Below are 18,247 nucleotides of genomic sequence, written 5' to 3'. Positions count from 1 at the left end.
AGGGTACGGCTGTGGCGATACGGAAGTATCGCCACAGCCGTACCTCTTTAAGCACTCGTACCAATTCACTGGGTGAACCCATCAATCGGGGATCCCTGCTATAAATCAATGGTGAGCAGCACCATTGGACATTACAGCGAAGGAACCCGATGACTGAACTTGATGATATTGACCGTCAGCTTATTGCCGCCCTGCAACTCAACGGGCGCAAATCCTTCAAGGAAATAGCCGAGGAGACAGGCATCCCCGCCTCTTCCGTGCGTTATCGCGTACAACGCCTTGAAGAATCGGGAACCTTGCAAATTGTTGGCATTGCCAACCCACTATCCATTGGCTTTGATCGCCTTGCCTTGATTGGGGTTCGCTGCACTCCGGGCATGGCCAAAAAGGTATGCAAGGAAATGGCCGAACTCACCGAGTCCAGCTACGTGGTGCTAACCACCGGCAGCTACGACGTCATGGTTGAAGTTGTCTGCCGCGACCTCGAGCACTACACCGAACTGCTCTACGACCGCCTGCAGCTGATTGAGGGCGTTGCCTCCACTGAGACGTTCTTCGTCCTCGAGGCACACAAGCTTGCCTATGGCTGGGGTGTTGGTCCTCAGACCGCATTCAAGCCGCAGCCCAACGGGGTTCAGGCAGAGCAGGAGTAGCAAGTTTTGATAGACGGCTCGTTCCCCTGCGGAAGCTGCAGTAGTAATGGCAATCATTGACTGTTTGGTACCCGAGAGTCGTCTAACCATGAGTTATGAGTGAGGCTTGTTGAAATAAGACACTCATTCCAATGAAAGCTGTGGATAGTTTCACCAGCATTTGTATCTAACGAACTTTCTGGAGCTTCTAATGATGCAATACAGTCAATACCAAATTGAGGCAACAGATCCAATGAAATGCAACACACCGCGTAAGCTCTCTATAGATCAACGACAATTGGGCAAACCAAAACTACGATCGGACTGAAAGTAATTTGCTGTCTTCTCGCAATTGGGAATGGGTAGCGCCCGAGGCTTGGCATGCTACCCCCCTAGCCGCCGCCCCAGATCACCTATGGATGCCACCTTGGGATCTTCCTGTGCCAAGCAACCATTTGTGGTGGCCGCCGGCCGATACTTTTGAGTCAGTTGGAGCACTTAGGTTCGAGGGGGGTTCTCAACGAGAATTAATCTTAGAAAACTCCAAACAATCAAAAAATATTCTACGTAATGTTTCCAACAATTCTCTAATTTCGCTAAGATTAAATATTTTTGATTATGAAATAATCTCAGATAAATCATCATTCAAAAACTACCTCAATTTTGATGATATAAGAACTTCAAGATTCGGAACAAGTCGAAAAGTTCAATCATCTTCAAGAAAATTCTTTAAACACTTACAAAAGCACATTTCCCTACACACGGATGCTCGAGATTCGCTCTTCGACTCCTTGATTGATAAATCGTGTCCGACAACCACTTACACTGAAGCTGTTGCCGTCTGGTTCGCTTCGTGGGAAAAGCTAATCACTCTAGAAATTGATCTGGAGGAGCAATGGGACAGATGGATCTCGCGATCGAAAGCAAATCTCGTTGACACACCAAGCTTCTCAAAAGAACAGTTTTTCAATGAAACTACTGCTTTTCTAGGGATTTCATCTCCGAACTCAAACAGCCAGACCCACCATTCATTCTTTCAAAATAGAGCTGTTATCGAGAATCACGTGCGCATGCTTTTAGAAGATGGTCTAAACGCAAGCGCTCCAAAAAGGCACATCGTTCCAACAAACGACTCAGAACACGTGCCTCCTATTGGACTCACGAAGTTGTCAAGAAGTACTGAGTTCAATACTTCTGAGAAATTACGGTTTGATTCCGATGCTCCCGGTGAAGACATACCTGCCCACAAACCCGCTCCACAGTTGGCACCACACTCATATTTCAGATCACCAAATGGTGAGATAAGTAATCAAAGCGAGATTCACCAACACCCGCAACAAGTCTGTGTCCACTCGAAAGATGTCGGTACCTCTAATAGGACTCAATCGACACCCTTCATAGACAGCGATAAAGACTACCCCAGCATCGTGGACGCGCAGCTAGAGAGGACAGATACCTGCAAGCAGGCCACGATCAGCAGCGAGCGTTCCGATTACATTTCCGTTGCGGAAGATAGGCGACTCAATTCATCGACTAGAGCTGAATTAGGCGAGGAGGAACGTCCTGAAGGCTTATTGCGCATTGAATCTTTTAATGAATTACCCGACAGCTGTCATCAAGCATCAGACCTACAGTCCTCCGGGAACGAAATAGTTTCGTCAACACTTATGGCGGCTCATCCGGTCAGAGGTTCGACGCCGACACCCGGTGATACAGACAGAAACAATCTATTCAGCCGCTTTTGGCCCTGGTCCGATGAAATTACTCCAGATTGCGTCCACGAAGTTTTCTTCGAAGTACAATTGGGCGAGATCCACTATCAATATACGCTGAAACCTAATGCAGAGCTTCATATTAGAAGTTTAAGAAATTATGAAGGTGATTTCCGCACTACTATTTTTAATCAGGTAGTGCTTGACTACGTTGCCACTGTGTACTCAAATTTGAATGGCTCAGCCCAGTTTCAGCTAAACCCAGAGGAAAAATGGGGACTGGCTTTTACCTGGTTACAAGCTGGTTCAATTGAAGAACGCTACTCTCCCGATCTAACGTTAGCCCGACTGGTCCATTCCACACTTATGGATTCACTAAAACAAGTTTTAGTGCCTGAGGAAATTTCGAGTATTTTCCAGTACGACATTTCAGCTCACAATTTTAACGAGCTAGAAATAAAAGCTGACGGTATACCTGTCGAACGAATAAAGTCAACGAGTCCTTGTCGCAGTGACGCTGTATCGGGAAAAAAGAAGCCAATTCGACATCCGCTCGAGAATCCCTACACCCCGCTACCGACGACCGATGAAGGCGTCAACGACCATGACATCAATGTTTCAGATGGTAAGTCCAAGGAGAGCGCCAAAAGTTTCGTACTCACGGCAGACGAAGACGACGCCGTCCAGGAGCAGGTCGTGGTCGCCGGTGCCACGGCCGACCCGGTCAAGGTCTACCTGAAGCAGATCGGTAAGGTTGCTCTGCTTAATGCTGAGCAGGAAGTTGACCTTGCACTTCGTATTGAAGCGGGCCTGTTCGCCAACGAGAAGCTCATGGCTGATGATGGCAAGATGGATAAGCGCCTGCGCTGGGACTATGAGCAGATCATCCATGATGGAAAGGTCGCCAAGAACCACCTGCTTGAGGCGAACCTTCGACTCGTTGTATCGCTGGCAAAGCGTTACACGGGCCGCGGCGTGCTTTTCCTTGACTTGATTCAGGAAGGCAACCTTGGTTTGATTCGTGCGGTCGAGAAATTCGACTGCACCAAAGGCTTTAAGTTCTCCACCTATGCAACGTGGTGGATTCGTCAGGCAATTACTCGCGCTATGGCCGATCAGGCCCGTACCATCCGTATTCCGGTACACATGGTTGAAGTTATTAATAAGATTGCACGAGTGCAGCGTCAGATGTTGCAGGATCTTGGTCGCGAACCAACCCCCGAGGAACTCTCCAGAAATCTTATCGATCTACCGCCAGATGAAATTGTTGAGGTAATGTCATACGATGCTCAGGAACCGATTTCATTGAGCGCCCAACTGAACGAATTTGATGAAGAGGAAACAATCGTTATCGGTGACGTACTTTACGATCCCGAAGATTTTGACATCATGCAAGTGTTTCTCATCGAAGAACGCAGCAAACAGATCCGGAGTATCCTCGACTCCCTCTCGGAACGAGATGCAGGCATAGTCGCTTTGCGCTTCGGTTTAGCTGACGGCCAACCAAAAACGCTCGATGAAATTGGTCGGGTTTACGGAGTCACACGCGAGCGGATAAGGCAGCTTGAAAAAGCCGCTCTAATATTTTTACGTGAATCCACTAGTACACAGATTCTAGAAGACTAGTATTAAGCTGACACTTTCAGGAGGGCATCTGTGAAGGGGCGGCTTATGGTCACTAAGCTCATATCCAAAAACCAGTTTCAGCGACTTCGATATATGTGGGTGACGAGGAATTCGGTACACCACGCGGTGTCGCACACGATACTTGTACTCCGAAGATACTACCTTCAGAGCTTCCCATACCAGCTATAGTGAATACCCGTTAGAATGCATCGTTTTAGGTCGGAGAAGGTAATTTGAGTCGCTTCATTGAGCTGTTCGCGGGATGCGGCGGTATGTCTCTAGGACTACATGCATCAGGGTTCGAACTTGCCATGGCCAACGAGCTTTCCCCTATGGCTGCAGAGACATTTGCGTACAACCACCTGAACGTTGACCTTCAGGCGAGTTCAACTACCACAGCAAAATCAGTACTGTGGCTTGGCTCGAAATATCCTCGCACGAGACTAAAAGACAGACTCCGTGAAAATCCATATGATTACCCTGATTGGGCGTCGGGAGGATACACAGATATACCCGCTTCTGGATTGACAGGACAGGGGCAACTTGTTGTCGGAAGCATCGTTTCGTTGAACAAGCATCTCAAAGAAGAATTTATTCAACACCCACAACGTCGGAATCGATTCTCCGTGGATCTTGTATCAGGTGGTCCGCCTTGCCAGAGTTTCAGCATGGCTGGCCTCCGACAACGCGACAACCATAGGAACCAGCTTCCTTGGGAGTTTGCAAGTTTTGTAAAGTTAGTTCGTCCCAAAGTCGCATTGCTAGAAAACGTAAGTGGAATTTTACGAGCTTTCCGTCAAGATGGGGAAGAATTTCATGCATGGCGAGAAGTCGCCAAAGCATTTACTGCAGTCGGCTATGCTCCCATTTGCATCCATGCAAACGCCAAGTATGTAGGAGTTGCACAGAACAGGCCACGTTTCTTGATGTTTGCCGTCAGGAAGGACCTCGCTGAGAGCATTATTGAACAACAAATAACAGCCAGCGAACGGAGTGCACTTCAGCAAGCACTCGACACCTTCGACAAGAACTTCGATTGGAATCTATTGCGATATTGGGATGTCGCGCAGTCTTCCGATCAAGATCTGTTTGATGGCAGCATTTTTCGTCATCTTTTAACCACGCCAGATAAAAACAATTGGACTACTGCGGAAGACGCAATTTCAGATCTTGAAAATATAACAAATAAAAACATACAGCCATCAATCTATGTAAATAGAATAAATGAAACCTTCGGTAAGTTTGTACCTCGTCAAAAGATTAAAAATATTGAACGACGTAAACATGGCCTACGCGTGCAGCAGCGATTCAGGCTCTATCAGGTACTTGAAGGGTTGGGCGATCGATCGCTTTCCCGAGCAATTGCCAAAGCGTTCAAAGATGGAGATCAGGTGACTCTCTCGCAGCTGGCTTCGCCACTGCTCCATCACAAATTCCTTTTCGCTGAAGGACAAAAACTGAGGTTGCCTGCTGACGTTAATGAAATTGTTTCGCTCGTAGTCTCGCTCAGGACGAAAAAGCACTCGCAGCGAGCACTTATTGCTGACCGCCCTTCACCTGCGGCACTCTCAATTCCGGATGACTGCTGTCACTACTCTAGTGATCATTTACGAACATTAAGCGTCCGGGAAGTGGCCCGTATTCAATCTTTTCCTGACTCTTTCGAATTTCGCTCGAAAGTCACTACAGGAGGTGATAGCCGTAAGTTTGAAGTGCCGCAATATACTCAAGCAGGAAATGCGGTGCCTCCCCTACTGGCCAAACAAGCTGGCGAAGTAGTTCAAGAATTACTCCGGTTGGCCACTCCAACCGAACAAGCAGTAAGACTAGAAGCCGTGATAAGTGGCCAACTTCTAGAGATATAATTGCTGTTAGCGAGTTGGAAGTGAGCGCTGGATAGCAGTCCTCACTTCCAACTCGTACTTACTTGTTCTTTTCGGCCATGATGCGGAAGAACGGAATATCTTCGATGATTATTCCATTCGAGCCCAACGACCGATAGATGGATTGGTGCTTTCCGAGATTCGCCATCTTCACGGCTAGCTCCTGTGAGTTCTCACTTAGTCCGACTTGCTGGAGCTCTTTTGCAGTTACAGTCTTCACCTTATGAAGGAACCAGGTCAATAATGGTTCTCCATAGTTTTCCTGATCTTTCTTGAAATGCGACAGGTACTGCGATGCCAGCATCACACCAAACCCAAACTGTCGCCCTTGCAATAAAAGGTTCATCAGAACAGGAAATTTATATTTCATAATATTTACTGCTTCATCAACAAGCAGAAATGAATTAAGGCGGCGCAACTGTGGTTCATCGCCAACAAAGGGCCACTTTTTTGACTTCAACATGTAATCATAATATAGATTTAAAAACATAATTACTAGCGCATTTTTACCTTCATCATCGACACCGAAGTCGTTAAGTGCAACTATCAAAACGTTGTTGTCAATTAACTCCTCGAATGATTTGATTGATTCTTGATCTTCACTGAATACCTCAGCGTTAACAAATTTCCTGAGTATTGCTGTTACTGAATCTGGCTTTTCGTCTTGCTCAAGGTATCTCGTAAGGACTCGACCAATTGTCGGAGCGCTTTTCTTATTTTCCCTGTATAGATCCATAATGCATGTGGAGAGTCGGTCTTTCTGAACAGGGCCCATGCCCCCGTAGATTTTGTCCAACACATCAATAAACTCATTGGTCCGCTGGTTAGCAGCCATCGCCGTGTATCCCTCCCTAAGCTGGAAGAAATTCAAGGGGATCTGGTTAATTCGAAGAACTTTTCCACCAACTGCCTCTAAAAATTCAGGCTCCTGGAAATCTTGCTTATAATCGAATACCAGCATGGAAAGTGGCGTCTCTTGGGCGACGGTAGCCTCTTTTCGAAGACCGTATATGAGTGCTTGCACAAGTTGAGTCTTTCCAGTCCCTAGATCTCCAACAACGCCTATATTCATTTGATTGAGATCCGTGTTTCCAGGCCAGAAATCTGCCCAGCGTTCACCCGCTGTTCCGATAACACGGCCGACAGGAAACTTTATTCCAGGAGCTCGAATACCATTTTCGAAGTTGGGTAGTACTTCTAGATCGACATATTCTACTTCGCGCTCCCTTTCTTTACGTGAATGAGGCTCTTCACCGTGCGTTTCCATATCCATCTCGGAAGCCGTTCCTTCTTCATCAATCTTTGATTCTGGTTTGGGAAGTACTTCAGCGGATACTTTTTCAGGTAACGTCGGCTCGTTCGCAATGCTGCGTTGTTCCCTTGGGTTTCTTCCCGAACTGCTTGTAGAATCCTCGTTAGAGCCATCAGAGACTGAATGCGGAGCGGCGTCTGAAGTACTGTCTTCGGCAAGCTGGTTAGATCGGTCTTCAAGTGCCCATTCCACAAGTGTCGACCATTCTTCTACCAAGTTACTTCCATCCAATCTTAAGGCAGCAAACGCGGCTTCCGGATTTGTCGCTAGAAGGCCAAACGATTTGTCCGTCTGTAACTCGGGCACGCTGATTCTGGTATGGAAACTGTTACCGTTAGCGGAAACTGCTTGGTATTTGAAATAGGCAACTAACGGGCGGCCAACAACAACATCAGATTTCCCTTCGGCAAGGGACGAAAGTGCTTTGGCCATGGCATCAGGGTTATGTGCACTGGCTGGTTGAAGGCGCATCGCTGCTTCTGTGAGTGCAGCTATGCCGTTGCTCCATAGGGCAATATCGCTCGCATTATTTGAAACCCTAATGTTCTTCCACGTTTCTGCCACGCCATCCAATAGCTTGGCTGTCGTCATTGCCTGTTCAAGTGGCTCTTTCATAGATGCGTCAGAGACTTCGGGCAGCACCCCGCCGTTACTTTCTGCGTTAAGTCCGTAAAACTTGATTTCGATGGGTGCTAGTGTCAACGATTTATCCTTGATTCTTAGCAGCAATAGATCAGCACGACGCACAATGTCTGCGTGATCGGCCCCGCTAGCCAATGCTCTAAGGAAAGAATCACACGCGTCAATAGGAAGCACCAATGTACAGTCTTCGTTACTTTGAAGCTTCTCCATTAATGAAAATACGAGATAGAAGCCAAGTGCACCTGCTGCGTGTGTGCCTCCCATCGAAAGCATCGATGATAAGCCCACGCCACGAGCACCGAGAGTGCTCAGCAGCGATCGAACTAATGAATCGCTCGCTTCAGTTCCTTGAGCTTTGCTCAAAAGATTCCGTATTTGGGCCTTGAATCCCTCTGGAATTCGCGCAATTGAAATGAACGGGCGACGTTCCAACGCTGGAACTTCACCCGAAGGCTCTAAGAATGGAGGTCTCCACTCCCACAGCATTTGATCGCCGGACCCATTTTCTTGAACCATCGCAGACATTGCACTTGGGCTTATGAGCGATTCGCCAGAAACCGTCCAATCTGCCGAAGCATCAGTCAAATTAGCCTGAAATAGCTTTGCGTTAATGAGCGTGGTGGTTGAAATTCCACCTTCGAACTCGCGAATTGCTCTAGTCAGTGGTTCCCACCCATGGTTTTCACGAAGTGTAGGTGAAGAAATCGAAGTCTTATGATCACCGGAGTGTTCGAGGGATGCTTCAAAACGACGCAAGGGTGTGAGTCCCATCGTGCCCAGTCGAGATCCATTTATTTTCGAACTAATTTTTACGCGTACGCCCGAATCTTGGAGAATTCGAACATTACATGGCTTTCTGTCTGCGTTATCCGGCACATATCGCGACCAAGTGAGGGGAACGTCGTTGGTCGCCTTCACTAAACGTGCCATCATCTCTTGGGGCGGTTTGCCAGAACGCTTAATGGAGTCCCAAATTCGGGCTCCCCCAAGCAACGGCGAATTCTTATTAGAAGTCCACTCGCGCACTGCGCTAAGAACAGCCTCGTCGATTTCTCCCAGTCTGGCTGTTCCTGAATTAGCAGCCAGATCAATAGTCATGGTTGAGACATGCGGATTCATACGCCGGTAACTTTTCAGCGCTGCGGCAACTGCCGTTGAGTTAAGGCCGCTTACGGCTGTACCAGGCAAAGTGAAGTTTCCGGCCCGCTCAGGAGCTACTAGCATTCTAGGTACCTCGATCGAAGTCCGAACAAGCATTGACCACCCAAGAAATACTTGATCTTCACCGGCTTCTAGGGGCACAGCGATCAGTCGTCCATCTTCTGATTCTGGCGGTCCAATGAACGGAATATTCCATCCTTCAACAGTCCCAGCTAAATGCTTAGACAATGTTGAATGCCAGAGAGTAGATTCGACTCCAGCCAGCCATGCCAACCGTATCGGGTGCAACGGGCTTAATAGTACCGCGGCAACACTTGTTGCTTCCAAAGTCTGCCAAACACTGATAGAAAAAGGGTAGGTTGCCCAGAACAAAGCGGCAGCGTTACCGATTCGTCGGGCGGCCAAAACTAATTCAGCGTACGCTTCAAGGTAGCTTTCCAATGAAGCTCGGCCCTGGTCATCTTCCCAAAGTTCGCGCCAGGAAGCTTTCGATGGCAGCCAGCTCATCGTTCCGGTTGTTGAATCAATCCTTTTTTCTATCCCAAGTCCCAAGAAACAGCGTCGAAACTCACGAGCTTCCTCTGATTCCAGAATTTCTTGAGGTACCGAGAAATCTGAGACTTGATTCCATACTCCACGCAAGCTGCCAGACATAAGGAGTCCCTGAGAATGGGCTTCAAGGTCTGGCAAAATATCTACTTCTCTATCTTGCGCAACAACCAGATGCCCCAAGGAATCAAGAAACTTTACGTTGTCGTGTTCACGAACAAAACAAGCTTCATATATACCCCGTACCGAATTCATCGAGACGGAACTCAATGGATCTGGTGATGGTCGGCCATTAGAAATTGCCGTAACTATGGGCGAGTGGCTAGCTTTACTACTCTCTGCCGAACGGCACTCAAACGTTTGTGCCCCAACGATAAGTAGGCTCAGTTCGGTGGTGAGTTCTTCAGCGACAAAAAAATTCGGCCGGTTGTGAAGTTTCTCCATCGGGTGTGCTTCAAGCGTTGGGTGAAGAAAACGATCCGGGGTCCAGGCCACATATCGATAGCGTTCAATGTTGGAATCAAGCTCTATCGCGGTTGTTTCCTGGTTATCCGAATCCAGAAACCAATGCGTAGGTTTGCCCATAGAGCCATTTTTGCGCAGAGGAACCGCCAATATCCCGCTTTGCTCCATTACGACCATAGAAATTTCGATGGAAGCATTCAAGTTGATTTTCCCTTGCAGAGGGTCATCTAACGGAACGCTAACCACAAGTTTAATCTTTTTAGGGGTAACTAAATTAGTAGATTTAGTTATATTCCATTCAATATTGCCGCATGCCCAGACTTCCCCGTTTTCATCGATTTCGAGCACGCCTCTCCACGAAGTTTTGGCCGTAGTTGAACGTAGATCTGCCTTTGTACCTGAATCCTTACCATCGAAATGGTCCAAAATTGCAGGGATCTTAATTCTTAAAGTTTCAGATATGACCTGAACGCTAGAGTCAGCTCTTGTTGCTTGAGCAATAAAAGGACCTAACTCTGAGTCATTACCAATACTTAAAGAATTAAATAATTCGTCAAATGGAGTAAGTTTCGGATTCTTTGAATTGCTATTTGCTGGATTAAGGAACTGGGAATCAGTAAAATGCACCAAAGAATCGAGTGCAACAGGATCTGAATTCATATATTTTACGAATGCGAGGCTGAGATTTCCAACAGATGCTTGCGTCTGATCAAAGTTGTCCCAGTTAACAGTGGACATTGGGTGTGCACCGACGCCACCCCACTCGGGGTGGTGCTCAAGATAGTGGGTAGATTCCAGAATAGTTTGCTGATCTAGCCAGTAGGTCTTGTATGCATCCACGAAGGCCGCAGCTGAAATAATTGTTTTTGATAGAGGATTTGGTTTAGAAAATCCAAATGAAGCATAAGTGTAATTTTTAAAGAAATCATCTAACATAATTCCTGACGATGACATCTGTGATAATTTTTCGGCAAGATTTTCAAAACCTATATTTACGTGTTCGAACCACAATGCATTCCAGCTTTCGGTTCCCCCAAGCAAGCTTTCATGGATTTTTGCGGAACGTTCTAGACATCCGTTTACAAACTCCCGTGAAAAACTAGGATCCCAAAATTCGCTTGCTTCGACGCCTGCAGTCGATATCACTTCTTCGACCGCCATCTTAGAAAGATTCTGAAGCGTTACGCTGTTTCTAGCCTGATCTGGATAATTCAACCCCAGCACTTCTTGAAAAGACTGATTAAAGGAACCTAGATCAGGATGTCGCCCAACAACAACTGCTAATCGATTTCCTTGACGATATTGCAAAGCCTGCGCGGACGACATTCCTTCTTCAACTCCTTCAGGCACGACCAAAATAGAGTAATTATCTGCTCTAGTTTCTTCTTCATTGGCTCGTCGCACTAGCTCCACGCCTACAGAAACTGGTACGCCTTCAGGAAGGTATACAGCGTTCAGCCCTTCAATGCCCAGAAGACATTTTGCGAGTATTGTTCCGATCACTTTTTCCTCGTTTCTAGAACGCGCTCTTTATTAGGACGCCTTGATCGGCGTCTGCACTGCCACGAGCTAACCCAGCACGCTCCAAAAGCTCAATAACATCTGACAGCTGGGGGTTCAGCCCCATTTCATGAAGATCACCCATTAGGCGCCCCACATTCGCTTCGCCACCCGGCCGATCGCAGGAAAGACTAGCCACTACGGCAATCCATTCTGTTCCAGGGGAAACTGTAAGAAAACGACCATTTTGTCGAAGCATCCCGTAATAGTCGGCAAAGGGCCCCGCAACATCACGAGTCAGCAATGCGTATTTTACAGCTTCCCACGTATTTGGAGCTGCTTTCATCTGGCCTCCCAATGCAACTGTCAATTGCTTTCGAAAATCGCCGTCACCCATCATTCGTGTGATTGCGGTTTCTGTGGCCAATAAATTGCCTGATTTAGTTTCTGCTGTGGACAGCCAGCTGTCGACAAGCTTCCTTACGGCGCCGCCGACATGAACTCTCCGAAGCAACACCGAGGCAACATCCCGCACCGACTGCGTGGACCGTGAAGATTTCCAAGGCAGGGCCGCAGGAATCTCCTTGAGGAGTTGCTCACGGGTGAATGGTTCACCTCTTAGGATTCTTCTCGCAAAAGTTTCGTACCAAGCTGCCTCCCACAGAAAGCCCATTCCATAGGCAAGCCGCAACACGGTCGTGGCCCAATCCACCCAAACCCTCGCAGGAAGTGCATCTACCCAGTCAGGCCCGGTAAGACGATCCCATATTCTGGCGAACCATGTAAATGGTGTATTTGGAAAAAGCCCTCCGATAAATTCGGAAGGCAACTCAGTAACTTTCAATTTGACACCACTCAGCAAGAGGTTTTCCTTGGCTGATTTATCCATGGCAGCCAGTAATGCATCCGCACCAAGTCTTCGATTGGAAGCGTCCAACCATCTCTCTGCGACTCCACTTTGAGATTGAGATCCGTGAGGTGCACCCAAACGGTAGAGTGTTTCAATGATGCCCGCTAAATCCGGTGGGCTCTGAGACTTTTGAACTCCCCTCATGTTTTGCAGCAAAGCGATCCCTGGGGTTAATGGGCTGGCAGCTTGCATGGTGCTTTTCTCAGCGCGAATTCCAGTAATGCTATTTGAAACTGCAGTAGCGATAAGTATCGGGTCTAAATTGTATGGCCCGATTCCCGAGTTCTTGAGGACTTCGCCGAAGGCGCTGTGTCCGTCATGTCCTTTTGGAGCCGTCGTGGTTACAGAAAGATTAGTAGATTTGGTATCTTTCTCAACTTTGTACATCAAAGCAAGTTTCTTTCCCGCGCCTAACGTGGGAGGCTCATTGAAATCAAATAGTTTCCAAGCCAAAGACGAAATAAAACCTTCAGGAACCGATACGTATTGTGGTCTATTCATCGACAGAAATAATGATCTACGGGCATCAGAAGTCATTTTATCACTTTCAATCTTCGTTAAGAGTAATGAATCTATCATCAAGACCATCAACTATTCGATAATTTTCATGTTTAAGAAATTTTGGAACCAATAATGAAGCTCTAAATCTTTCAAGTCTTGGAGAAGTTGTTTCAGTAAGTTCTGTCATACCGGCATAATCTTGACTGCATGATGTCGCTTCTCTAACAAATGCAAAATCTAATGGCATTAAAGCAATAATTTCAGTTTTTTCACTTAATATGAGAAATAATTCTTCTCCGTCGACCCTCGTCCGCATGTCCGGTTCAACAGTTTGCAACGCAAGTTTTGGATCAATCTGGTTACCCACGATCGGGTTAGTCCTACTATCAAACAGCGGGATCATGGACGCCGATTTCTCCTTGCGAGGATTCCTCTTTGGTCGAAGTAGAGTCTGTAACCCGCTTTCGAGCTCCATCGGAAGATTGGGCTTTGAATACCAAGCCTCGATCCAGAGCGCGACTTCTCGTTCAAATGCAGGTATTCCGTGGGTAACTGCATAGAGCCTTCCGAGATACGCGCCATACCAATGAATGAACTCAAACCTCTGCGACTCTGGCAACGTATCGACACTCATCACTGTCGCAAAGGCGTGGTCAAGCTCTCGGTCGAACGGTTGAACTATCTCGGAAAAAAGGTCCTCAGGACCAAGGATTTCTTCGAGGGTCTTCAGGGGGGAACCGGCCACCGCCGGGCCTGAGAAAGCTTCGGTTACAGGTGTAGCCCAGCCCTTGTTCTTGCCTGATGAGCGTTTGCCGGCCACTGCATCGCGCATAGGGTCAACCCTGCTAGTCAATCGTGTTACTGGATTTCGCTTTGAATCATCTTTCGCTGAGCTCGTAATATCACCTATTCCAAAGAGCGACTGATTATAACGAATTGCAGCAAGCTTCCTCATGTGTTTAAAGTGATCGATCTCCGTTCGATTATCGGATTTCATTTGATACACGTGTTCTTTAAGGTTCGAACTTTCGATGGTCTCAGTAAGACCGCCAACAATTATTCGTGCAATTACGCCCCATACCTCGCGGTATGTAAATCGTTGGCCACTGACTATCTCTGACGCTCTAACTATCGATAACAGTGATCGTTGAGTGGGCAGAGTACCAAGCGCAGCGATATTCGCAGCGATTGGGTTAAACCTCTCATCTACATCGCAAAAATCAAGCGTTGATAACTGTTTAACTATTTTTGAAAAAAGAACACCTGCCGGATAATCTTCAATTGGAATATCTGATCGAGCAAAAAAATCAGCGATTTCATAAGTACTTTGGTAGGAGGTCATCGCTGATTCATTGTTGTGGTCAAGCTGTGGAACCGGTTTTGTCTCGAATAACGAACAAACATCTACAAAGACCGCTACAATCTCAGCGATCTTTCGGGATCCATGTGAAAGGAATCCTGACTGAATATAGTCCAGATTCAAATCGCTGTATATCTTCCACTCCTGGTCTGGAAGAAATCCTGCCTCGTTTGAGGCAAGCCATTTCGTTATCACTTCGCCTGGCGTTAGCTCAGCGAGGTCCTTCCCCGCGAAATGATTAGTTTCTTCAATGAGCACTCCTCTATTCACACAAGCTATGACGTGGTTCTCATCAGCGATGGATTCCTGCAGGTCTTGGACCAATGGTCCCAAATTCCTTCCATCGGACGGAATCGTGGCGTCATTTATTAGGTCTAAGCGATGGTTTCCTACTTTGTACGTATATTTCCGGTGGGCAAGCCCATCATCACCCGGCGAAATTTTTTCGAGATCTTTGACCAAGTAGCTTGCAGTATGCGATTTACCTGCTCCAGGCCCACCTACAAGAAATAGAAACCTTGGGATCGTCGCATCCTTCAGATTCTGACCAAACCACACGGAAGCTTCTTCTACTCCAGCAGGACGAGGAGCAATCGGCATACGACTCGTGTGACTGTCTTCTGGTCTATCAGCAACACCGGAGCCTCCCGTTGAGCGTTCCCAAAGCGCAGTCAACGCATCCCAGATATCATTCGGTTTGCTGAACTTATCTTGCTTGACATCTAGAGTGATGGAATCTGAAGCAATCTTTGAATGAAGGAAACCCTCATTGACGGACTTGCTAGAAGACGCTCCTGTCTGAGAATCTATGATTTTAGAATTCGGGTCTTCGACCGGCATAGTTCTCTTGTTCATCTGCTCAGTAGATGCCTTAGGAAATTCATCTAAACGCCTCAGAATAAGGTCTTTAAGCGCTTGCTGGTAATGATCTCGAGGTTTATATCCATTGATATAAGTTCTTTCCAAATCTAAAAGCACTGCGCTTAGATTGCAAAACTTAAATTCAATTGAAGCGTGAGTACGATTGATCTTCTCTTGCAGGGCAATGTTGTGTTGCCGTTTATTAAAGGGTTCTTTTTCTATTTCCGAGTGGAGCATCACCAAATAAGCGTCGGTCAAGGATTCTAGTTCACTGTCAGTCCAGACGCCAGCAACCGTCGTTTCAGCCATGTTCTTGTTGCCCCACTATCCGCGGCTCTGCCGCTTTGATGCGTTGACGAGTGAAATTCTGACGTTCCCTTGAATTCTTGCCTGCCAGAGCAGCCACCCGCACGGTCCATTCACTAGTTATATCAGTTAGTTGCTTCGATCGGGGGGACTCTCAGCGTAAACCGCCTAGCCAGAACATTTGCACATAGATATATATTCGAGAATTGAACTTATTTATAGCAACTATCTTCTAAAGAAGTGTTTTATGTGGTTAAGCTGATCTTCTTTTGGACGCTTAGAGCATCTAATGCGTCTATCGCCTCAAACTGACTGTGCTCACAGATAAACTGTTGAGCGTTAGGTTTATTTTGATACTGAAGGCGCAAGGGGGAACCGAAGAATGCAGGATGATTATTCGGGTGATTTGGCTAAAGAACAGACCTTTTTTGATGAAACTCGAGAGGTCTACGAGAGTAACCTGCTCGAGCGAAAACGTCTTCAAAGTACTATGGGGTCGGGCCCCGAACGTCGCGCTATGAAAACGCACCTTGAATCTGCAGAGACGCTACAAATAGACGACGCCATCGCTATTGGGCGGGTAGAGCTAGACGACGGCGACCATATTTATGTTGGCAAGGTTCCTATTCTTTCCGAAGATGGCACCCGTCTAGTAATAAGTTGGAAAGCCCCATTTGCGAAGTGTTATTACCAAGCCACTACGGATGATCAGATGGGACTGAAAAGCAAGCGAATCTTTTCAACTTCTCAGAACCACGTTGAGTCTTTCGAAGATACAATTTTTGTGGAGTTGGCTGCTCGTCTCGAGGATCTCGGCGGAGAATTTCATGCTGACGATGCTCTCCTCCAATCCTTGGCTGAAGGCCGAACTGGCCAAATGCAGGACATAGTTCGGACCATTCAAGCGTCTCAAGATAAATTGATGCGTGCCGACATAGACCAATTACTTATTATTCAGGGTGGTCCAGGCACCGGAAAAACCGCCGTTGCTTTACACCGCGCGTCTTGGCTCCTATATAATTACGGCGACAAGCTGACTGCTCAGGATCTGTTAGTGGTTGGTCCCAACCCTGCTTTTACAAAATATATCCAGCATGTTCTCCCTGCTTTAGGTGACAAGGACATTCGACAAACTTCAGTTCAAGAGTTGATGGCCGGTTCATTACCGGTTCGAGGAATCGACAGCGATGCAGCGGAGCGCCTCAAAGGCCGAGCAGAAATGGCTGATGTTATTGCCAATGGGTTAAATGACCGAATCAAAGTACCTTCATCACCGCTGCGAATTAGACGCCGCAGCTCAGCCGTGACGATTAACATTGGCCCAGAGTTGATCACCGACGATGTGAATAGACTTAGGCATCTTCCGTACGGTCAAGGGCGCGGTGAACTACGTGAGCGGCTCCTGCAGCACTGTCTCGCTCAAGTTGGCACACGCGGCGAAGTAGACATTTCAAATGTTCTCGAGCCGGCGTCACTTGAAGCAGCCGTCGATAAAATGTGGCCCAAGTTAAGCGGACCTCAATTCATCCGTGAATTGTTAGGCTCAAAAAACCGGCTTCGCACCGCTATCGATCAAGTCTTTGAATCGGATGTCGTCGATCTGCTCTACAGATCTGCAGCCGCGCGTATGGACCAAGAACCATGGACTTTGGCCGACCTTGCGCTTATTGATGAGGCCAACGAAAACATGACGGGCAGCTCCGAATTGTATGGCCATATCATTGTCGATGAAGCTCAGGATCTTAGCCCTATGCAACTTATGGCGCTGCGTCGCAGATCGAAGACTGGTTCAATGACCATCGTGGGCGATGTAGCCCAGTCAACGGGGGCATTCGCTAGAGCTGACTGGGCCGATATTATTTCCTCACTCAAATCTGCGCTACCTTACCGGGTGGAGGAATTGGAGCATGGATACCGTGTGCCACGAGAAGTATTCGACATTGCCGCGCGCTTATTACCAATCGCAGCGCCTGATCTGAGGGCACCGATTATTGTTCGAGCTGCCAATGCCATACCAACACTTTTTGATGTGCCAGATGCCCAACTGGCGCTAGAAGTCGCCAAGGTCGCCAGCCATCACAGCGGTAAAGGACGATTTGTTGGAGTCATCGCACAGAAGGAACGCTGGGACGAAATCAAGGAAGCATTCAGTCAGGAAGAACTCATCTGGAGTGATTCAAGTTCCGGTCAGCTGGGCAAATCAATCAACCTTGTAACCCCGAGCGATTCCAAAGGACTGGAATTTGATTCCATCATAGTCGTCGATCCCCAACGAATACTTGAGGACGACAACGGAGAACGACTGCTATATATTGCTTTGACACGCACTACCAGCAGGCTTGATGTGTTGTGTCCTTCGGGGCGTGTGCCTGAGCTTATTGCAGACGCATTCACTACAATCAAGGTCATCGATAACGTAGTACCGACCAGGGAAGAATCATCAACAACTGAAGTAGATGTCTTTATTTCTGAAGTTCACCATGGGGCCGACTACGGCGCAGCATCTATGGATACCCCCGATGTGGTAAGCCCTCCAGTACCGACACCAGCTGGTATGCCCAAGTCGCGGGAACCGATGCCTAGTCTCAAGAGCGTGGACGAACGCAACCGAACTTTAGACATCCTCGGTCACGATACAGACCTCAGCCCAGTAGAACAAGAGCTAGTGCGAAGAAATGCCTTGTATCTAAGTGATGTCATTTTGAAGTTCTACGGGACAAATGTTCAGCTTGCGATTCTTTCCGAGGCGCTAAATATGCTGAAGTCTCAGACGCCTAAGTAAATTAGGGCAGTTACTCCTTGTCACCGTCAGACCGGGAGTAACTGC

Annotated in this window: 7 protein-coding genes; 4 read left to right on the top strand and 3 right to left on the bottom strand. The window is 47.4% G+C overall.

Going from position 1 to position 18,247, the window contains the following annotated elements; genetic code table 11:
- Nucleotides 1–149 precede the first annotated feature (149 nt).
- From CQ018_RS05415 to CQ018_RS05405, 3 genes are all read left to right on the top strand, one after another.
- On the top strand, nt 150–653 hold the full coding sequence (locus tag CQ018_RS05415; protein WP_105548961.1) for an Lrp/AsnC family transcriptional regulator: 504 nt from the start codon (nt 150–152) through the stop codon (nt 651–653).
- Between the two features lie 2,057 nt (nt 654–2,710).
- On the top strand, nt 2,711–3,970 hold the full coding sequence (locus CQ018_RS05410) for an RNA polymerase sigma factor (RefSeq protein WP_105549333.1): 1,260 nt from the start codon (nt 2,711–2,713) through the stop codon (nt 3,968–3,970).
- Between the two features lie 233 nt (nt 3,971–4,203).
- A complete protein-coding gene (locus CQ018_RS05405; RefSeq protein ID WP_219844000.1) occupies nt 4,204–5,835 on the top strand; it encodes a DNA cytosine methyltransferase in 1,632 nt (543 codons plus the stop codon).
- Nucleotides 5,836–5,893: 58 nt separating this feature from the next.
- Here the strand turns inward: CQ018_RS05405 and CQ018_RS05400 are convergent, their stop codons facing one another.
- The 3 genes from CQ018_RS05400 to CQ018_RS05390 all read right to left on the bottom strand — a co-directional run bounded on the left by CQ018_RS05400 (nt 5,894) and on the right by CQ018_RS05390 (nt 15,423).
- Nucleotides 5,894–11,386 (bottom strand): hypothetical protein, encoded by a 5,493-nt coding sequence (locus tag CQ018_RS05400; RefSeq protein ID WP_146111821.1) that lies wholly within the window; start codon nt 11,384–11,386, stop codon nt 5,894–5,896.
- Nucleotides 11,387–11,498: 112 nt separating this feature from the next.
- Complete coding sequence (locus CQ018_RS05395; RefSeq protein WP_146111820.1) at nt 11,499–12,974, bottom strand: hypothetical protein; 1,476 nt, start codon at nt 12,972–12,974, stop codon at nt 11,499–11,501.
- On the bottom strand, nt 12,940–15,423 hold the full coding sequence (locus CQ018_RS05390; RefSeq protein WP_105548957.1) for a hypothetical protein: 2,484 nt from the start codon (nt 15,421–15,423) through the stop codon (nt 12,940–12,942). Before CQ018_RS05390 ends, CQ018_RS05395 begins: the two co-directional genes overlap by 35 nt.
- A gap of 379 nt (nt 15,424–15,802) precedes the next feature.
- On the opposite strand from CQ018_RS05390, the gene CQ018_RS05385 reads away from it, so the two are divergent.
- The gene (locus CQ018_RS05385; protein WP_105548956.1) at nt 15,803–18,202 is read left to right on the top strand and encodes a UvrD-helicase domain-containing protein; all 2,400 of its coding nucleotides are present in this window, start codon (nt 15,803–15,805) and stop codon (nt 18,200–18,202) included.
- Nucleotides 18,203–18,247 lie beyond the last annotated feature (45 nt).

Origin of the sequence: Arthrobacter sp. MYb227 (genome assembly GCF_002975435.1) — a bacterium.
GTDB lineage: Bacteria > Actinomycetota > Actinomycetes > Actinomycetales > Micrococcaceae > Paeniglutamicibacter.
This window is presented reverse-complemented; position numbering and strand designations above follow the sequence as displayed.

What these genes read in the sequence shown, in the direction of transcription:
- CQ018_RS05415 (WP_105548961.1), top strand. Translation starts at nt 150, where the DNA reads ATGACTGAACTTGATGATATTGACCGTCAGCTTATTGCCGCCCTGCAA.
- CQ018_RS05410 (WP_105549333.1), top strand. Translation starts at nt 2,711, where the DNA reads ATGGATTCACTAAAACAAGTTTTAGTGCCTGAGGAAATTTCGAGTATT.
- CQ018_RS05390 (WP_105548957.1), bottom strand. Translation starts at nt 15,423, where the DNA reads ATGGCTGAAACGACGGTTGCTGGCGTCTGGACTGACAGTGAACTAGAA.
- CQ018_RS05385 (WP_105548956.1), top strand. Translation starts at nt 15,803, where the DNA reads ATGCAGGATGATTATTCGGGTGATTTGGCTAAAGAACAGACCTTTTTT.